Raw genomic sequence first — 18,451 nt, 5'->3', positions numbered from 1 at the left:
CGGCCGGCACCCGGGCGACATACATCACGTTGCCCCCGAGCGAGTGATGGATTCCAGCAATGTCGAAGGTGTGCGATGCGACTGGTGATCGAGGTGCCGAAAAGCGGGTAAACCTCTGCGAGATTGAAGATATACCGGCCATCGAAGACCCGATCCTGCGAAACCTGAGAATCACCCAAGCCTATCACGATCTCGCTATCGCCATGACTGAAATCCTGGGGCGGGAGAATGTCAGTTGGTGCGCCTTCGGAACATGGGCATCGCGCACCGCCGGCCTCTCCATTCGAGGGGAGAGCGCCCCCGCGATCATCAAGACCGTCATTGCTTTCAGTCAGCGCGTCCCGCCTCGCTTCCGCCGGTTTCGGGGAGATGCTTTTACCGAGGCTGTCCAGCAGGTCAGCAGAAACGTCGCCTGGGGGAATCTTCTCGTTTTTCAGGACCTTGGCCCACTCTTCGCGCGCCTGATCAACGATGTGGGCCAGGCAACAACGGACTGCGACCAGGCCGTGGAACGCTGTATCGCGTCTCTCAAAACGGGCCCCGTGGAGCAAGGTGGTCAGGACCTGCTAATTGCGGCTGTCCGCAACTACGGCAAGGCCATGATCGCCCACAGCGCGGACGAACGCGCTGAACACGTTCTACTCGCGAACCTATATATCGGCCTGCACGAACAGATCAGGCTGCAAGAACCCATAACTCAAGCCCTTACCTGGCCTACAGATGCCCAACTACCGCTACGCAAGCAGTTGCAGCGGTCCTGGGAAACCATGGTCACTCAGCAATTGATGGATGTCATGCTCCCTGCGTCGGATTTCACCATCACCCGACGCCTCATCTCGCAGCGACTCGGGGCCGATATCGGCAAGGTATCGAATTACACGCAATTCCCCAAGGTGCTTACACGCTTGGAGAACATCGAACTCAAGGCACTTTTGTACGACATTGATCGTACGCCAAATACCCTGCTGGGCAGCGCTGCCAACAATTGGGCATTGCTCGGTGATCGCATGAACTTCGTGGCAGATTTCTTCCGTGCCTGGCAGCAAGAAGAACGCCTGTTCCAGGCGCCGTTCACGGCAGAACAGACGGCTTTGATCCGAATGGGAAAATTCCCTGACGGGCCCCCGCTTTAAGCCGGTGGTGTGGTCCAGGCACCCGGACCGTGTCGGAGCAGCGTCACCCCAACGGTTTCCTCACTCCTCCCAGCCCCCCGACACCCTCCGATAAGCCGCCCGCGCGTCCACCACCCGTGCCAGCGCCGTCCCCGTCACCGCCGCCCCCAGCAGGCACGCCAGCCACAGGGCGTCCCGCGACACGGTCCACGTCAGCGTGCCCAGGGGCGCGATCGCGAAGCCGTTGAGGAAGAACCAGCACAGGAGGGCCGTCCCCGGCGCGGCGGTGAAGCGGGCGCACAGGCCGAGGACCCCGGCGAGCACCGAGAGCGCGAGGAGTGCGAGGTGCGGGCGGTCCATGCCGACGGTCGTGTTGAGGACGGCGACCAGGAGCAGCGCACCGGAGAACGCGCCCGCCCAGATCAGCGGCGTGGCCACCGGTTGGGGCACCGGCCGTACGCCGCCCGTGCCGAAGTCGCTCCACTCGATCATGCCGACGCTCCTTCGCGACCAGCTCCGCCCGACGTCGCGCGGAGCACCGGGAATTCTCCCATCACCGGCTCAGCTCAGCGGCCTGGACGGCCAGTTGAGCAACCTCGCCCCGATCACGGCGGTTTGGAGGGTATAGCGGTGCGCGGGGTCGGCGGGGTCGACGCCGGTGAGGGTGTGGATGCGCTCCAGGCGGTACGTCAACGCCCGTACGCTCAGGGAGAGTTCGCGCGCGGCAGCGGCGGCGACGCAGCCTGTGTCGAAGTACGCGGTGAGCGTGTCGAGGAGCGGCTGTGCCCCGCCGCGCGCCTGTTCCAGCGGGGCCAGCGTGTACTGGACGAGGTCCATCAGCGCCTGCCGGTCGCGGGCCAGCACGGGGAAGACGAGGAGATCGGCGGCGCGCAGCAGAGGGTCGTCGAAGCCCATCCGCTGCGCCACATCAAGGGCGTTGAGGGACTCCTCGTAGGAATGCCCGATGCCGACGACCCCCGTACGGGTCCGCCCCACGGCCACCTGACCCGCGCCCCCGGTCACCGCGTGCACCAGCTTCGCGAAGTGGACGAGGACGTCCTCCTGGTCGCCGGGCGCGACGCACACCATGCGGCCGTCGCGGGTGGTGAACAGGATCCGCCGGTTCTCGAAGCGGGTGAACAACTCGGCGGCCACCTGCCGGGGTACGGGGTCGGTCTCGTCGTACGCCTCCGGGCCCGCCGCGACGGCGACCGCGTGCGCGCGGGACAGCCGTAGGCCGAACTTCTCGGAGCGGGCGGCGAGTTGGCCGGGGTCGCCGTGGCCGGCGAGGAGGTCGTCGATGAACTCCCGCCGGGCGGCCTCCTCTTTGCGCACGACGAGCCGCTGGGCGCGCTCGTAGCCGTCGGAGAAGGCGTCCACGGCCTGTTCGAGGACGCCGAGTACGTCGTCGAGGTCGGCGCCGGGCGGGCGGTGGGCCCGTCCCGCGCTCAAGTAGGCCCGCACCAGCGGCCGCCACGCCACCCCGGCCTCCGCCGCCCGCGCCCCGAGCGCCCGCCGCGACTCCAGCTCCCCCCGCGTCAGCCGCCGTCCGGTGAGCGCGGCGTCGGCGAGAATCTCCGCGAACCCCTCGATGAACACGGCCGTCCCGTCCACCCCGTACGCCTCCCCGCTGGTCGCCTGCTGGGTACGACGCGTGGGGGCGGGGTTCGGATGCAGGGGGCTGCGCCGGAGAGGCCGTGAGCTGTCGGGTCGCCGGGCGGCTTGTTGGCGAGGGGCGTCGGCAGGGGTTCGCCGGGTCCCCGTCTTCGCGTCCACCCCGGCACCCGTCCGCCTCGCCGTACCGGTCCTCGTCGCCGTACCGCTCTCACCCGCTCGCATGCGCCGCCTCCCGCTGCCGCGTGCCGCCCACGGCCGCCGTACGCGTGAGGCGGCGGGCCAGGGGTTCCGTCCAGCGGGCCGTGAGGGGGCCGAGGAGGACGAGGATCAGGACGTACGCCGTCGCCAGGGGGCCGATCCTCGGCTCCACGCCCACCGCGAGGCCCGCGATGACGATGGAGAACTCGCCGCGCGCGACGAGGACTCCACCGGCCCGCCAGCGACCCGGGACGGAGATGCCCGCGCGGCGGGCGGCCCAGTAGCCGGTCGCGATCTTCGTACCCGTCGTGACCAGGGCGAGCGCGAGCGCGGGGACCAGGACCGGCGGGATCGCGGAGGGGTCGGTGTGCAGGCCGAAGAAGACGAAGAAGACGGCGGCGAACAGGTCCCGGAGGGGGGTGATGAGGTTGCCCGCGCCCTCCGCGACCTCCCCCGACAGCGCGATCCCCACCAGGAACGCGCCCACCGCCGCCGACACCTGCAACTGCTGCGCGAGCCCCGCGACCAGCAGCGTCAGGCCGAGGACGACGAGCAGCAGCATCTCCGCGTTGTCGGAGGCGACCGCGCGGCTGACGAGGCGGCCGTGGCGCAGCGCGACGTACAGCACCGCGCCGACCGTGCCCAGCGAGATCAGCAGCGTCAGCGCGCCGCCCGCGAGGCTGACCCCGGCGAGGACGGCCGTCAGGATCGGCAGGTAGACCGCCATCGCGAGGTCCTCCAGGACCAGGATCCCGAGGACGACCGGGGTCTCCCGGTTGCCGAGGCGCCGCAGTTCGCCGAGGACCTTGGCTATCACCCCGGACGACGAGATCCAGGTGACCCCGGCGAGCGCGACGGCCGCGACCGGGCCCCAGCCGAGCAGCAGCGCCATCACCGCGCCCGGGGTCGCGTTGAGCACGAAGTCGACTGCGCCGGACGGGTACTGGGTCTTCAGCGTCGTGACGAGATCACTCGCGCTGTACTCCAGGCCCAGCATGAGCAGCAGCAGGATCACCCCGATCTCGGCGCCGGTCGCGATGAACCCCTCGCTCGCCTCCAGCGGCAGCAACCCGCCCTGCCCGAAGGCGAGTCCGGCGAGCAGGTACAGCGGGATCGGCGAGAACCCGATCCGCCCGGCCAGGCGGCCGAGCAGGCCCAGGGCGAGAATGATCGCCCCGAGCTCTATGAGCATGGCGGTGGTGTCGTGCACGGGCGTCTGACCTCCGTCGATTCGGTTCAGGTCGCGGGCGTCTGTGCCGCCGCGCGGCCGTCCCGGAGGAGGGCGCGCGCGTCGTACGTACGTGAAGGTGAAGGGAGTTGTCCGGCGGGCCCGGGCGGCTGTGTACGCCGGTCCGGGGGGCTGGCAGCGCTAGGGCGTGTTGCGAAAGTCCCGTCGTCCGCCCGGAGGGCGGGCCGAGCGGCGTCTGGTGCGTGCTCCCGGCGTGCCGGGCGGAAGCCCTCGTACTGGTTGTACGTGGGGTTTCGCCCGGTGCGGCGGGAGTGCGTGCCAGGCGTCGGGCGGCAGGCGGGACTTTCGCAACGCGCCCTAGAGGCTGCGGCCGGTATCAGGGACGCTGTCGCGGGCGGCGTTGTCCACACGGACGGCACGGATGCCCCGGTCCATGGGAACGCCTCCTTCCGCCGACGGTCGTAAGTATTCGGTAAAGAACTTTACCGTATCTCTCCTTGCCGGGCGGCAAGTTCAGCGGGGGAGGGCGGGCTCGGGTCTGTGGGGGCAACTGGCAGAGTTGGGTGGGGGCTTAGCCGAGAACCGAAGCGAGAGGCACCCAGTGAAGCGACTCGTCGCGCGTCTGTGGCGGAGTATCCGAGGGTCCTGGCAGTGGCGGATCCTGTGGTTCGCGCACGCCAAGTTCGTGGTCGGGGTCACGGGGGTCGTGCGGAACGACGCGGGGCAAGTGCTGCTGCTCAAGCATCGGTTGTGGCATCCGGACCGTCCGTGGGGGCTGCCGACCGGCTTCGCGGTCAAGGGGGAGGAGTTCGCGTCGACCGTCGTCCGGGAGGTGAAGGAGGAGACGGGACTGGACGTGGTGCCGGGGCGGCTGGTGGGTCTGAAGAGCGGGTACAGGCTGCGGGCCGAGGTGGCGTACGAGGCGCTGCACACCGGCGGGACGCTGAAGATCGACGAGTTCGAGATCCTGGAGGCCGGGTGGTTCGAGCCGGACGCGCTGCCGGCGGGGTTGCAGGGGGCGCATCGGGAGCTGATCAGGAGCACGGAGCCGGTGCGGCAGCCGGGCGCCTGAAGAGGGCCCGCCGTCCGCCGATCGGGGGTAATGCGGAGGCTCTCGGCGTGGGGGCTTGGGGCGGGTGGGACTCATGGGGTAGGGCCGGGCGGTCCTGTGGGTCGAGGAGGTGCTTGATGCGGCAGGGCGGACGGTGGCTGGGCGGGGTGGTGGCGGTGGTGTGTGCGGTGGGGGTGCCGACGGCTCCGGCGGGGGCCGCCGCCTGTTCCACGTCCACCGGCCCTTATCAGCGGCAGCTTGAGCGGCATCTTCGGCTGGTGGTGGACGGGCGGCAGTCGGCGCAGGACTGTGTGGCTGTTCGGGGGTTTCAGGGGCGGCAGGGGGTGCGGCCGGCGGATGGGTACGCGGGGTTGGCGACGTACCGGATGATGCTGGTGGTGGAGGCGGCGCGGAATCCGAATGCCGGGAACAAGTGTCCGGTACGGAGTTATCGGGTCGCGTGTGTGGATCTGACGCGGCAGTTGATGTGGGTGCAGAAGGGGAAGCGGGTGGTCTATAAGCCGGTTCCTGTGCGGTCGGGGAGAGACGGACATGAGACGCGGACAGGGTGGAAGCGGATTTACTGGCGGGACCGGGATCACTATTCGAGCCTTTACGACAATGCGCCGATGCCGTATTCACAGTTCTTCGACGGAGGGCAGGCTCTGCATGGGACGTATGGGGATCTGTTCGCCGGTGGATCTCACGGGTGCGTGAATCTGCGGCTCGCCGACGCCCGGCGATTGTGGAACCTCCTGAGGCTGGAGGACGCCGTGTTTGTCTACGGCGTGAAGCCCGGGACCGCGCGGAGTGTGCCGTACGTCGCGCCCGTGCCGTTGGGGGATCCGCCGCCCGTGACGGATGTCGGGCCGCCGCCGAATCCCGATCCGGAGTGAGGGGGCGGACGGGGTGGGCGCAGGTGGTGTGTGTCTGTCTGCTCGTGCTGGGCGCGGCGCCGGCGGCGGGGGCGGGGGCGGCACCGGGGGTCGTCTGCACCTCCACGAAGAAGTCGCTGGCGACGGCGTTACGGAAGGGGATCACCAAGGCGTTGCAGGGCCGCCGGGGGACGGTCGCGGTCGCCCTGCACGACCGGTCGACCAAGACGCGGTGCGCGCTGCGGAGCACGTACGCGTTCGACGCGGCCAGCGTGGTGAAGGTGACCGTGCTGGGGGCGCTGCTGTGGGACGCGCAGCGCGCGGGGCGGGCGCTCACGGCGAGGGAGAGGAAGCTGACCACGTCAATGATCACGCGGTCGGGGAACGCGGCGACGAACACCCTGTGGAATCAGCTCGGGCCGGCGAAGATACGCCGGTTCATGACGGCGGCGAAGATGACGCGGACCGAGCTGAATCCGTACGGATACTGGGGGCTCACGCAGCTCAACGCGCGGGATCAGCAACGGTTGATGGAATTGTTCGCCGGGTGGAACAGAGTGCTCAACGCTGATTCACGGGCGTACGGGCTGGAATTGATGGGGAAGGTCGTGGAATCGCAGAGGTGGGGCACCTCTGAAGGGGCGCCGGAAACGGTGAAAGTGCACCTCAAGAACGGGTGGCTGCCCCGGAGTACGTACGGGTGGCGCGTACACAGCAGCGGCATTTTCGTCGCGCCCGGGACGACGTACACGATCACGGTTCTCAGCCACGGGAACGCGAGCATGAAATACGGGGTGGCTACGGTCGAGCGGGTCGCTCGGGCGGTGCATCCGGTGCTGAACGCGCCGGAGTAGCGTGCCGGCGCCATTGGGTGGGCGTCGCGCCGAACGTCTGGTGGAAGCGGCGGGAGAAGTGGGCGGGGTTGGGGAAGCCCCAGGCGCGGGCGATGGACTCGATGGTGCGGTGGGCGAGGTGGGGGGCCGCGAGGTCCGCGCGGGCGCCGTCGAGGCGGCGGCGGATGATCCACTTCTCCAGGCTGAAGCCGCCCTCCTCGCAGAGGCGGTAGAGGGTGCGTACGGAGATGCCGTGCGCGTGGGCGACGCGGCGCGGGGTGAGGGCGGGGTCGGTGAGGTGGGTGCGGAGGTAGGCGAGGACGCGCGGGAGGAGCGTCTCGTGGGCGACCTCGCGGCGCGTGCGGTCGTCGCCCGCGACGGAGACGATGAGGGCGCGGGTGAGGTGGAGGGTGGCGTCGGCGAGGGGGCCCGCCTCGGGGCCGGTGGAGTAGCGGTCGGCGTCACGGTGCAGGGCGCGGATGTGGTGCAGGAGGAGGGGTTCGAGGGGGCTGTGGCCGAGGAGCGGGATCGCGTCGAGGACCGTGTCGACGGGCAGGCCGAGATGCGCGAGGTCGACGGTGAACGCGAGGGAGCGGCCCAAGCCGTCCCAGCCGTACTCGTGCGAGGCGGCCATGTGCGGGACGAGGCCGATGCCGTCGCCGGCGAGGAGGCGTTGATGGTTGTCGGCGCCGAAGCGGGCGGTGCCGTGGCCGGGGGCCTGGGTCATCACCGAGACGTTCGCGGCGAGTTCGCGGCGCGTGGTGCGCACCGAGCGGACGAAGCGGGCGCCGGTGCCCTGCGTGTCGAAGAGGGTGAGCGGGCCGAACGTCCAGATCTCGATGCGCTTCCACAGCCGCGACGCCGGTTCGCCCTCCTCCAGCGCGGAGATCCCGCCCTCGCGGGCGACCGCCGCGTACAGCGCCTCGTAACGGTCGGACTCGGGTAAGTCGTCGGTGTCCAGGACCAGCACGTCACACAGTGTCCTGTGCGGGACAAGGCGTTGGCAAAGATGGGTGCACCGGACAACTGGCGTACAGGGCAAAGGAGTTGGCACGTACGGCACAGGCGGGGGCATATCACCGTGTCATGCTCCCGAACGTCCGCTTCCACCGAATCGCGGGAGTGTCCATGCCGTTCGTCACCGCAGCAGACGGAGCACGGATCCACTACAAGGACTGGGGCGAGGGCCGGGCCGTGGTGCTGAGCCACGGATGGCCGCTGGACGCCGACAGCTGGGAGGCGCAGCAGCTCTTCCTCGCCGGGCACGGGTACCGGGTGATCGCGCACGACCGGCGCGGGCACGGCCGCTCCGACCAGACCTGGCACGGCAACGAGATGGACACGTACGCCGACGACCTCGCGGCGCTCCTCGACTCACTCGACCTGACCGACGTCACCCTCGTCGGGTTCTCGACCGGCGGCGGCGAGGTCGCCCGCTACATCGGGCGGCACGGCACCGCGCGGATCGCCCAGCTCGTGCTGGTCTCGGCGGTGCCGCCGTTCATGCTGCGCACGGACGACAACCCCGGGGGCGTGCCGGTCGAGGTGTTCGACGGGATCCGGGCCGGGTCGCTCGCCAACAGGTCCCAGCTGTACCGGGACTTGGCGGACGGGCCGTTCTTCGGCAACAACCGGGACGGCGCGGAGGTGGCGCAGGGGATCCGGGACGCGTTCTGGCTCCAGGGGCTGCGGTCGGGGCACCGGAACGCGTACGAGTGTGTCGCCGCGTTCTCCGCGACGGACTTCCGGGGCGACCTCGACGCGGTCGACGTGCCGACGCTCGTCGTGCACGGGGACGACGACCAGGTCGTGCCCTTCGAGGTGGGCGGGAAGGCGTCCGCCGCGCGGGTCAAGGGGGCGGAGCTGGTGGTGTATTCGGGGGCGCCGCACGGCATCACGGACACGCACAAGGAGCAACTCGGCGCGGATCTGCTGCGGTTCCTCAACTCGTACTGATCATCGGGCAGTTCGGCCATCAGTTCGCCAACAGGGAGGGGATTTCCATGAGTTCTCGTCGTCAGGTGCTGGGGAGCGCGCTCGCGGCCGGGGGCGCGCTGGCCGTGGGGACCGCGGGTACGGCCGAAGCCACAGAAAGGCCTGCGAAGCGCGTCACCTTCGTCCTCGTCCACGGCGTCTTCGCGGACGCCTCCGGCTGGAACGCCGTCGCGGCGCGTCTGCTGGACGCCGGGCACCAGGTCATCGCCCCCGCCAACCCGTTGCGCGACCTCGCGGGCGACTCGGCGTACGTGGGCAGCGTGGTCGACACGATCACCGGCCCGGTCGTCCTCGTGGGGCATTCGTACGGCGGTGAGGTCATCACCAACGCCGGGGTCGGGCGGGCGAACGTCAAGGCGCTGGTGTACGTGGCCGCGTTCGCGCCGGACCAGGGGGAGAGCGCGTTGCAGCTGGCGGGGCAGTTCCCGGGGAGCCGGTTGCCGGAGGCGCTGGTGCAGCGGCCGTTGCCCGGCGGGACCGATGCGGACGGGTACATCGACACCGCCCGCTTCCACGACGTGTTCGCGCAGGATCTCCCCCGGTCCACGACCCGGCTGATGGCGGTCACCCAACGGCCGGGCAGCCTCGGGGGGTTGTCGAACACGAGCGGGGTGCCAGCCTGGCGGAGCGTGCCGTCCTGGTACGTCGTCGCCGGTGAGGACCGGGTGATCCCGCCCGTCGCCCAGCGGTTCATGGCCGGGCGCGCGGGCAGCCGGACCGTCGAGGTGCGGGGCGCTTCGCACGTCGTGATGATGTCGCGGCCCGAGGTCGTCGTACGGCAACTCGGCGCTGTATGCCGGTCGTTGGTGTGAGGAGGGCGTGATGGACACGATCGTCCTGGTCCATGGTTTCTGGGTGACTCCCCGGAGTTGGGAGCACTGGGTCGAGCACTACAAGCAGCGCGGGTACCGGGTGCTCGCGCCCGCCTACCCCGGGTTCGAGGTGGAGGTCGAGGCGCTCAACTCCGATCCCTCGCCGGTGGAGCGGCTCACGGTCGAGGGGATCGTGTCCTCGCTGGAGGAGGTGGTGCGCGGCCTCGACAAGCCGCCGCTGCTGATCGGCCACTCCGCCGGGGGCGTCTTCGTCCAGCTCCTCCTGGACCGGGGGCTCGGCGCGGCCGGGGTCGCGCTCAACTCGGCGCCGCCGCAAGGGGTCCGGCTGGCACCGCCCTCCCAACTCCGGGCCGCTTTCCCGGTGTTGCGCAGTCCCGCGAACCGTCGCAAGGCGGTCGGTCTCACGGCCGCGCAGTGGCGGTACGCCTTCACCAACACGTTCTCCGAGGCCGACTCCGAGGCCCTGTACCGGCGTTACGCCGTCCCCGCGTCCGGGCGGGTCTTCTGGGACAACGTCCTCGGCAACTTCCGGCCGGGACGCAGCGCCACGTACGTCGACTACCGCAATCCTCACCGCCCGCCCCTCCTCTTCGTCTCCGGCGAGAAGGACCACCTGATGCCGCCCGCCGTCCAGCGGTCCAACGCCCGTAAGTACCAGGCGCGTACGGAGGTCAGGGTCGTCCCCGGCATGCCGCATCTGCTGCCCGCCGCACCGGGGTGGGAGAAGGTCGCCGACCAAGTGGTGGACTGGGCCACGTGAGGCTCACGCACATCGGCGGGCCGACCGTGCTGATCGAGGTCGGGGGGTGGCGGCTGCTGACCGACCCGACCTTCGATCCACCGGGGCGTAAGTACGCGTTCGGGTGGGGGACTTCGTCCACGAAGACGGCCGGTCCGGCGCTGGCCGTCTCCGAACTCCCGCCGGTCGACGCCGTGTTGCTCACGCACGATCAGCACGCCGACAACCTGGACGACGCCGGGCGCTCGGTCCTGCCGACGGCGGGGGTGGTCCTCACGACCCCCGCCGGGGCCGGGCGGCTCGGCGGCAACGCGCGGGGCCTCGCCCCCTGGGCGGCCTGGAAGTTGGAAGCGCCGGACCGCCCGACCGTCGAGGTCACCGCCACCCCCGCCCGGCACGGGCCGCCCCTCTCCCGCCCCTTCGTCGGAGAGGTCACCGGCTTCGCCCTGCGCTGGCCCGGTCAGCGGCACGGCGCGCTGTGGATCTCCGGGGACACGGTCCTGTACGGGGGTGTCCGCGACGTAGCCCGCCGTGTGGACGTAGGGACGGCCCTGCTGCACCTCGGTGGCGTCCGTTTCCCGGTGACCGGCCCTGTGCGGTACACCCTGACGGAGGCTCAGGCTCTGCGCCTGTGCGCGGAGTTGAGGCCGCACACGATCGTGCCGGTGCACTACGAGGGGTGGTCGCACTTCGAGCAGGCCACCGGGAGGTTCACGCGCCTGCCCCGGGGAACCGGCGTGGACATCACGGTCTGACCCCGTTCACCGGGCGACATGCCACCACTGGTCGTCGTACTGCTCCCCGCACGAGATCTGCCCCGCCGGCCGGTTCACCTCAGCCCCCTGCGCCACCAGGCACTTCGCGTTGGCGGTGCTGCGCAGCATGAAGTGCCCGGCCCGGTCGCCGGTGCCCCACAGGACCTCCCAGTGGGCGTCGGGCCGGGTGGTGCACCGGCGTTGGGGGACCGGGGCGGAGTTCTCGGCGCCGATGACGGTCAGGCACCGTCCGCTGCGGTCGTTGCGCAGGGCGTGGGCCGTGCTGCCGTCGTGGCGGGCGGGGAGGCTCCAGGCGCGGTCGGGGGCGTCGGTGCAGGGCGCGAGGACGGGGACGACGCCGTCGGCGGTGCCGGGTGCGCGCAGGCACAGTCCGCTGCCGTCGTTGACGAGCCGCCCGGCGAGGGAGGTGCCGGACGCGGTGAAGGGCGTCCCCGTGGGCGGGGGAACCTCCTTGTCGCCGGGCTCCTTCCCGGTCATCAGGACGACGGCGAGGGTCGTCCCGAAGACCAGCGCCACGACGCAGGCCCCGACGATCCCCGTACGGTTCTCGTGGATGTTGATCTGGACGTTCCCGTCACCGTCCTGCTTGCCGGTCGCGCCCCGGAAGACGTCTCTCACGGGCGCCCGAACCGGTTCACCTGGACGTTGTTGTTCCCGGACTGCACAGCGGCGGGGCCGTAGAACACGTTTCCCCCGGACTCCCTCACCACCGCCCGGAGTTGCTCCTCCATCACGGCCCGCTCCCCCGGTTCCAGCTCCTCCAGCAGATCCTCGACGCGCGCCCGCCACACGGAGCCGGCCTCCCCCTGTCCCACCGACCGCTCCAGCCGCTCTGCCTGGGCGGCCTCCCGCGCCCGGTCCCCGCGTCCGAGCACGCGCGCGAGCCGGGTCCGGAACCCGGTCCACGCGTCGGTCCCGGCGGCCTGCGCGACCGCCGTCCCCACCGACGCGGCCAGCGCGACCGCCGCCTCGTCCAGCATGACGTCTCCCCCTTCGCCGTCACCGCGCGCGTACTCAACGGTAGCCCCGTTCGCCTCGCCCGCGACAGGCCGATGCCGCCACCCCGTGGAGCAAGTGGGGTGGCGGCAGGGGCCGTTCAGGTGAGGGTCAGGGTCAGGCGCGACCCTCCCTGCGGACCCGCGAGAGGATCAACAGGCCGAGGCCCGTGATCAGCAGCAGCGCACCGGCGGGCCAGTACCAGGCCGGAGCGGGGGCCGGGCCGCCGGTCTCGGCGAGGGGGCCGTGGCCCCCGACCTTGATGCCCGACCCGGACGGGTCGTTGGTGTTGTTGGAGCCGTTGGGGTCCTTCGCCCCCGAGCTGACCGTCGCCGTGTTGCGGATGTCGGAGCCGTCGCCCTTGTAGCTCGCGGCCAGCTTGACCGTGATCGTCCAGGAGTGGGTGGCACCCGACGCCAGCGAGGCGAGCGGACCGCAGGTGACGGTCTGCCCGGAGGCCGAGCACCCGTCGCCGGAGACGAAGGTCAGCGGCGCCGGCAGCGGGTCGGTGACCTTGACGTCGGGGGCGTCGGAGGGCCCGTGGTTGGTGACGGTCAGGGTGTAGGTGAACGTCCCGCCGGGCTTGAGGGTCCCCGTCACGTTCGCGGTCTTGGTGAACGCGAGGTCGGCTTCGAGGCCGAGCGTGTCGACGCCCCACGTGTCGGTGTTGTTGGCGGGGCGGGAGTCCCCGGGGTAGGAGACCTGTCCCTTGCCGTCGTGGAGTTCGGCGTCAGCCGGGGCCGAGGACTTCACCTGGATCGGCAGCGTGAAGGCCACCGAGGACGCCGCGGCGCGGCGCTTGTGCTTCCCGCCGGGCTGCGGCGCCAGCCCCGCCGGTACCGAGCAGGAGACCTGCGTCGCCCCGGACAGCACCGCGCACCGCTCCGGCAGCCCCGCGCCGAGCGCGGTCACGTCGGCCGGCATGGTGATGACCACGGGCGTGGTCTCGCGGGTGGTGGAGGGGCCCTCGTTGGTGACCGTGAACGACATCGTCGTCGACCCGCCCGGGTGGACGGCCTTCGGCGCGTGGTTCGTCTTGATGGCCACGTCCACCTTCGAACCGCCCGGCTTCCCGGAGCCGTCGGGGTTCGGCAGGCCCGTCACCGACGCGGTGTTGTTGGCCGCGACCGGGTCGGTGTTCTCCGAGGAGACCTTCGCGGTGTTGGTGATGTCCGAGCCGTCACCGTCGTAGGCGGGGTCGAGGCGGACGGTGAGGGTGACGGTCACCGAGTCGTCGACGGCGAGGCTGGAGCCCGCCGGGCAGGTCGCCTTGCCGCCCGCGATCGTGCAGTTGACCGGCTTGCCGGTGTCCGCGTTGACCGCCGAGACGTACGTCAGGCCCTTGGGCATCGGGTCGGTGACCACGACTTCCTGCGCGACGGACGGCCCGTTGTTCGTGACCGTCACGTCGTACGAGAACGTCTCGCCCGGCGCGATCGGCCCCGCGTCGGCGTCGGTGAACTCCTTGGTGATCGCGAGGTCGGTCTTCCCGGGGGCGACGGTGCCGCCGGGCAGGCCCGCGCCCGGGTTGGGGCCGGTGTCGTTGCCGGTGTTGGGGTCGTCGGTGTCGGAGGTGCCGGTGGCGACGTTGGCGATGTCGGAGCCGTCGCCGGTGTACGAGGCCGAGAGGCGGACCTTGATGACCCAGGACTTCGAGGCGTCCGGTGCCAGGGTGGCGACCGGTCCGCAGGTGACCGTCTGCCCGGCGGCCGTGCAGCCGTCCGCCGAGGAGACGAACGTGAGCTGGCTGGGCAGCGTGTCGGTGGCCTTGGCGTTCACGGCCGTCGAGGGCCCGTTGTTCTTGACGGTGATCGTGTAGTCGAAGGTCTCGCCGGGCGCGACCTCGGTGTCGCCGACGGCCGTCTTGGTCGTCGACAGGTCGGCCTCCGGGTCGCCCACCCCGCCGGGGGGCGTGACGCCGGGGTTCGGGCCCGAGCTGTTGGTGTCGTTCGGGTCGTCGGTGTCGGAGGACGCGGTGACCGTGTTGGCGAGGTCGCTGCCGTCGCCCGTGTAGTCCGGGTTCACCTTGACGGTGATGACCCAGACCGCCGACTTGCCGTTGTCGAGGGTGGCGCGGGGACCGCAGGTGACGGTCTGCCCGGCGGCCGTGCAGCCCTCGCCGGAGACGAAGGTCAGCCCGGTCGGCAGGGTGTCCGTCGCCTTCGCGTTGACGGCCGTCGAGGGCCCGTTGTTGGTGACCGTCAGCTCGTACTGGAACGTCTCGCCGGGGGTCACGGGCCCGTCGCCGAGCGCCTTCTTGCCGGACACCAGGTCGGCGGACGGGTCACCGGGCGTACCGCCGGGCAGCCCCGCGCCGTCCTTCGGCCCGCTGTCGTTGGTGTCGTTCGGGTCGTTGGTGTCGGAGGACGCGGTGGCCGTGTTCTTGATGTCGGAGCCGTCGCCCGTGTACGAGGCGGACAGCCGGACGGTGATGGTCCACGACTTCGAGGCACCCGCCGCCAGCGTGGCGACCGGCCCGCAGGTGACGTCCTGCCCTGCCGCCGTGCAGCCGTCGCCGGAGACGAAGGCGAGCGGCGCCGGCAGGGTGTCGGTCGCCTTCGCGTTGACCGCGTCCGAGGGACCGGCGTTCTTCACGGTGATCGTGTACTGGAAGGTGTCGCCCGGCGTCACCGGGCCGCTGCCGACGGCCTCCTTGTCCGTCGACAGGTCCGCCTCGGGCGTGATCGTGCCGGGCGGCAGGACCGGGTCCGGGTTGGAGTCGTTGTCGTCGTTGGGGTCGTCGGTGTCGGAGGACGCGGTGGCGGTGTTGCCGAGGTCGGAGCCGTCGCCGGTGTAGGAGGAGGCCAGCTTCACGGTGAACGTCCAGGTCTTGGACGCCCCGTTCGCGAGCGTGGCGACGGGACCGCAGGTGACGGTCTGCCCGGAGGCCGCGCAGTCGTCGCCGGAGACGAAGGTCAGCCCGGTCGGCAGGGTGTCCGTCGCCTTGGCGTTGACGGCCGTGGAGGGGCCGTTGTTCTTGACGGTGATCGAGTAGGTGAAGGTCTCACCGGGCGTGACGTCACCCGTCGGGCCCGAGGTCTTCGTCGTCGACAGATCCGCCTCGGGCGTTCCGGCGGTGTCGCCGGGCAGGCCCGCGCCCGGGTTCGGGCCCGAGTCGTTGTCGGGGTTCGGGTCGTCGGTGTCGGAGGACGCGGTCGCGGTGTTCGCGATGTCCGAGCCGTCCCCGGTGTACGACTCGGCCAGCTTGACCCGGATCAGCCAGGACTTGGACTTGCCGTTGGCCAGCTGGAGCACGGGACCGCAGCTGACGACCTGCCCCTGTGCCGTGCACCCGTCCGGCGAGCCGACGAAGGTCAGCTGGCTCGGCAGCGTGTCGGTCGCCTTCGCGTTGACGGCGTCCGAGGGGCCGTTGTTCTTGACGGTGATCGTGTAGTCGAAGGTCTCGCCCGGCGTCACCGGACCCGTGCCGACGGCCTGCTTGTCCGTCGACAGGTCGGCCTGCGGGGTCGCCGAGCCGGGCAGCCCGGCCGGGTCACTGGTGCCGTTGCCCGGATCGGGGTCGGCGGTGTCGGAGGACGCGGTGGCGGAGTTCTTGATGTCCGAGCCGTCGCCCGTGTACGCCGGGTCCAGCCGGACGGTGAAGGTGTACGTCGCGGTCGCGCCGTTCGCCAGGGTGGCGATCGTCGGGCAGGTGACCGTGCCGCCGTACTGCTCGGCGGTGCCGGTGCAGCCGTCCGTCGAGGAGACGAAGGCCAGCTGGCTCGGGAGCGGGTCGCTGACCTTGACGTTCTTGGCGTCGGAGGGGCCGTTGTTCACGACCGTGACCGTGTAGTCGAAGGTGCTGCCGGGGGCGACCGAGGCGGTGCCGACCGGGGCCTTGGTGATGGCGACGTCGGCCTTCGGGGTGCCGGCGGTGCCGCCGGGCAGGCCCGCGCCCGGGTTCGGGCCGGAGTTGTTGTCCGGGTTCGGGTCGGTGGTGTCCGAGGTGGCGGCGGCCGTGTTGGCGATGTCGGAGCCGTCGCCGGTGTATCCCGGGGCGAGTCTGACCGTGATCAGCCAGGACTTGGAGGCGCCGTTCGCCAGGGTGGCGACCGGGCCGCAGCTCACCGTCTGCCCGGAGGCCGTGCAGCCGTCGGGGGAGGAGACGAAGGTCAGCTGGCTCGGCAGGGTGTCCGTGGCCTTGACGTTCGTCGCGGCGGCGGGCCCGTTGTTCTTGACGGTGACCGTGTACTCGAAGGTGTCGCCGGGGGAGACCGGGCCGGAGCCGTTCGCCGTCTTCGAGGTCGCCAGGTCGGCCTGTGCCTCGATGGCGACGCTCGCGCTGCCGCTCGTCGTGCCCGTGTTGCTGACGCTGTTCGGGAGGGTGATCTGCGCCGTGTTGGTGACCGTCGTGCCGGACGCCGAGGCGGCCACCGTGCCGGAGACGCGGATGCGGGCCGTGCCGTTCGCGGGGACGTCGACGGTCGTGCTGATGCTGTTGCCGCTGCCGGAGGCGGAACCGCAGGTGCTGCCGGTGACACAGGTCCAGGTCACGCCGGTCAGCGAGCTGGGGACGGTGTCGGTGAGGGAGACGCCGTTCACCGGGTAGGCGTTCGGGTTCGTCACCGTGACCACGAACTCGACCTTGTCGCCGGGGGCGGCGGTGCTCGGGCCGGTCTTGGTGACGTTCACCGCGACCGAGCTCGGCATCTTCAGGGTGAGGGTCGCCTTGTCGTTGTCGCTCTCGGTGTCCGTGGAGCGCCCGCCGACCGAGGAGGTCGCGGTCAGCGCGAGGGAGGTGCCGACCTGCTGGCTCGCGGGGACGGTGACGTTCATGGTGAAGGCGGCGGTGCCGTTGTTCGCCAGCTTCTCCGTCGGGCCGGTGCAGACCAGCGTCGACGTCGAGCAGCTCCAACCCGACGGCCCGGTCAGGGAGTTGACCGTGACGCCGGACGGCTTCGCGAAGGTGACCTTCGGGATCCCGGCCGTGTCGGGGCCGTTGTTCGTCAGCGTCCAGGACGTGTCCAGGGTCGCGCCCGGCGTCGTCGACTGCGAGTTCGTCTGCGCGCCGCCGGTCGTCATCGCGAGGTCCGACTCGAAGGGCAGGACGGTGACGGTGGCACAGCCGCTGTTGTTGGAACTGACGGTGTCGTTGGAGACGCTCGTCGTGTTGGTGGCGCACACCTTGTACGTCGAACCGGGGGTCGCCGATGCCGGGATCGTCCCGGTGACGCCGAGGAAGCCGGCGCCGGCGCCGTTGTGCAGGGTGGTGCCCGAGTTGGTGTACAGGTACCCGGTCGCCGCGGGACAGCTCAGGTTCTGTCCGGAGATCGAGCAGGTGTTGTACGCGTAGGACCAGCCGTACGACGGGGAGACGCTCTTCATCGTGAAGCCGGAGTCGGCGGTCGCCGTCAGGGACGTACCGACCGAGAAGAACGGGCCCGAGGCCCAGGCGTTCGACGGGTTGAGGCCGAGGTTCTGGACCCGGATCGAGGGCGTCACGGTGGCGCCGGGCTTGCCCGAGGCGTTGATGCCGGAGACCTGGATGTCGGCGGTGCCGATGCTGAACTTCTCGTTGGCGTACGTCGCGTCGCAGCCGTACCGGATGATCTGCGTCCCGGAGACGATGTTGCCGTCCTTGACGTTCATGCAGACGCCGCCCGGCGTGTGCAGTCCGCCGGCCGGGTAGGAGCCGCTCACCGTCGGCGTGTACGTCCAGTTGGTGTCGTTGCCCGTGCAGGACGACGACAGCACCAGCTGGACGTTGTTGTCCGTCCCGTTCGACGGGTTCGAGATGCACAGGCTCTGGCCGTTGAGCCAGAGCGCGTCGCTGCCGGACTTCAGGTCCCAGAGCTGGAACTCGAAGCCGGACTTGCAGCTCTGGAGGCTGATCTGTGCGCCCACGTTCGCGCTGGCGGCGGTCACGCACAGCCCGGCATACCCGGTCGGCGAGATGGGTACGCCGGTCAGGTTCGAGTCACCGGCGGGTGGCTGCGAGGCGCGCGCGGCGGCGAACCCGGGGGCACCCAGGGCGATGCTGAGCGCGACCACCCCCACGAGTCCGGTGCGCAGCCGCAAGGCTGCGCGTCTCAGCAAGGGGCGGAATCTCACCGCTGGTCTCCTTCGGGCGACGTGGGGCACGGGAATGTGCGATCGCTACGGAGCGTGAAGGAAACGACAGGAGTTTTGTCGCATTTACGTAAAGAATCCCGACCAAGATCACTCGTCCGGCGCCCTCTCACACACGGGCTGCCGCCACGCCTTACGGGTCGAGTCCCCGGAAGGGGGGTGGGAGCG

The 18,451-nt window shown here is 70.7% G+C and carries 15 protein-coding genes; 8 read left to right on the top strand and 7 right to left on the bottom strand.

Translation table 11 applies throughout. The features are described 5' to 3' along the window. Positions 1-59: 59 nt before the first annotated feature. The gene (locus tag ACLZOT_RS19610; protein WP_416970256.1) at positions 60-1,133 is read left to right on the top strand and encodes a hypothetical protein; all 1,074 of its coding nucleotides are present in this window, start codon (positions 60-62) and stop codon (positions 1,131-1,133) included. Positions 1,134-1,193: 60 nt separating this feature from the next. Here ACLZOT_RS19610 and ACLZOT_RS19605 read toward each other — a convergent pair whose 3' ends face one another. The 3 genes from ACLZOT_RS19605 to ACLZOT_RS19595 all read right to left on the bottom strand — a co-directional run bounded on the left by ACLZOT_RS19605 (position 1,194) and on the right by ACLZOT_RS19595 (position 4,137). Beyond that, complete coding sequence (locus ACLZOT_RS19605; protein ID WP_416970255.1) at positions 1,194-1,604, bottom strand: hypothetical protein; 411 nt, start codon at positions 1,602-1,604, stop codon at positions 1,194-1,196. A 69-nt stretch (positions 1,605-1,673) separates the two neighbouring features. Then, positions 1,674-2,951: a PucR family transcriptional regulator gene (locus ACLZOT_RS19600; protein ID WP_416970254.1), complete on the bottom strand. Its 1,278-nt coding sequence runs from the start codon at positions 2,949-2,951 to the stop codon at positions 1,674-1,676. Further along, a complete protein-coding gene (locus ACLZOT_RS19595) occupies positions 2,938-4,137 on the bottom strand; it encodes a cation:proton antiporter (RefSeq protein WP_416970253.1) in 1,200 nt (399 codons plus the stop codon). The genes ACLZOT_RS19600 and ACLZOT_RS19595 overlap by 14 nt, the downstream gene beginning before the upstream one ends. Before the next feature lie 580 nt (positions 4,138-4,717). Between ACLZOT_RS19595 and ACLZOT_RS19590 the strand changes: the two genes are divergently transcribed. The 3 genes from ACLZOT_RS19590 (at position 4,718) to ACLZOT_RS19580 (ending at position 6,896) form a co-directional block, all read left to right on the top strand. Continuing rightward, positions 4,718-5,188, top strand: a complete 471-nt coding sequence (locus ACLZOT_RS19590) for an NUDIX domain-containing protein (protein WP_416970252.1) — start codon at positions 4,718-4,720, stop codon at positions 5,186-5,188. A 116-nt stretch (positions 5,189-5,304) separates the two neighbouring features. Next, positions 5,305-6,063, top strand: a complete 759-nt coding sequence (locus tag ACLZOT_RS19585) for a L,D-transpeptidase (RefSeq protein ID WP_416970251.1) — start codon at positions 5,305-5,307, stop codon at positions 6,061-6,063. Positions 6,064-6,086: 23 nt separating this feature from the next. Further along, the gene (locus ACLZOT_RS19580; RefSeq protein WP_416970250.1) at positions 6,087-6,896 is read left to right on the top strand and encodes a serine hydrolase; all 810 of its coding nucleotides are present in this window, start codon (positions 6,087-6,089) and stop codon (positions 6,894-6,896) included. Here the strand turns inward: ACLZOT_RS19580 and ACLZOT_RS19575 are convergent. Beyond that, positions 6,841-7,845, bottom strand: coding sequence for a helix-turn-helix domain-containing protein (locus tag ACLZOT_RS19575; protein ID WP_416970249.1), 1,005 nt, complete (start codon positions 7,843-7,845; stop codon positions 6,841-6,843). The two genes, ACLZOT_RS19580 and ACLZOT_RS19575, sit on opposite strands and share 56 nt — an antisense overlap. 158 nt (positions 7,846-8,003) lie before the next feature. Between ACLZOT_RS19575 and ACLZOT_RS19570 the strand changes: the two genes are divergently transcribed. From ACLZOT_RS19570 to ACLZOT_RS19555, 4 genes are read left to right on the top strand one after another with little or no spacing between them, the layout of a single operon-like run. Further along, the gene (locus ACLZOT_RS19570; protein ID WP_416970402.1) at positions 8,004-8,831 is read left to right on the top strand and encodes an alpha/beta fold hydrolase; all 828 of its coding nucleotides are present in this window, start codon (positions 8,004-8,006) and stop codon (positions 8,829-8,831) included. A 47-nt stretch (positions 8,832-8,878) separates the two neighbouring features. Further along, positions 8,879-9,682 (top strand): alpha/beta fold hydrolase, encoded by an 804-nt coding sequence (locus tag ACLZOT_RS19565; RefSeq protein WP_416970248.1) that lies wholly within the window; start codon positions 8,879-8,881, stop codon positions 9,680-9,682. 10 nt (positions 9,683-9,692) lie between these two features. Further along, positions 9,693-10,463 (top strand): alpha/beta hydrolase, encoded by a 771-nt coding sequence (locus ACLZOT_RS19560; protein ID WP_416970247.1) that lies wholly within the window; start codon positions 9,693-9,695, stop codon positions 10,461-10,463. Then, positions 10,460-11,197 (top strand): MBL fold metallo-hydrolase, encoded by a 738-nt coding sequence (locus ACLZOT_RS19555; protein WP_416970246.1) that lies wholly within the window; start codon positions 10,460-10,462, stop codon positions 11,195-11,197. Before ACLZOT_RS19560 ends, ACLZOT_RS19555 begins: the two co-directional genes overlap by 4 nt. A gap of 6 nt (positions 11,198-11,203) precedes the next feature. Here the strand turns inward: ACLZOT_RS19555 and ACLZOT_RS19550 are convergent, their stop codons facing one another. From ACLZOT_RS19550 to ACLZOT_RS19540, 3 genes are all read right to left on the bottom strand, one after another. Next, on the bottom strand, positions 11,204-11,836 hold the full coding sequence (locus ACLZOT_RS19550) for an RICIN domain-containing protein (protein WP_416970245.1): 633 nt from the start codon (positions 11,834-11,836) through the stop codon (positions 11,204-11,206). Continuing rightward, a complete protein-coding gene (locus tag ACLZOT_RS19545; protein ID WP_416970244.1) occupies positions 11,833-12,198 on the bottom strand; it encodes a hypothetical protein in 366 nt (121 codons plus the stop codon). Before ACLZOT_RS19545 ends, ACLZOT_RS19550 begins: the two co-directional genes overlap by 4 nt. 133 nt (positions 12,199-12,331) lie before the next feature. Beyond that, the gene (locus tag ACLZOT_RS19540; protein ID WP_416970243.1) at positions 12,332-18,265 is read right to left on the bottom strand and encodes an isopeptide-forming domain-containing fimbrial protein; all 5,934 of its coding nucleotides are present in this window, start codon (positions 18,263-18,265) and stop codon (positions 12,332-12,334) included. Between the last annotated feature and the right edge of the window lie 186 nt (positions 18,266-18,451).

The sequence above is a fragment of the Streptomyces sp. 4F14 genome (assembly GCF_048159485.1).
Taxonomy (GTDB): Bacteria; Actinomycetota; Actinomycetes; order Streptomycetales; family Streptomycetaceae; genus Streptomyces.
This window is presented reverse-complemented; position numbering and strand designations above follow the sequence as displayed.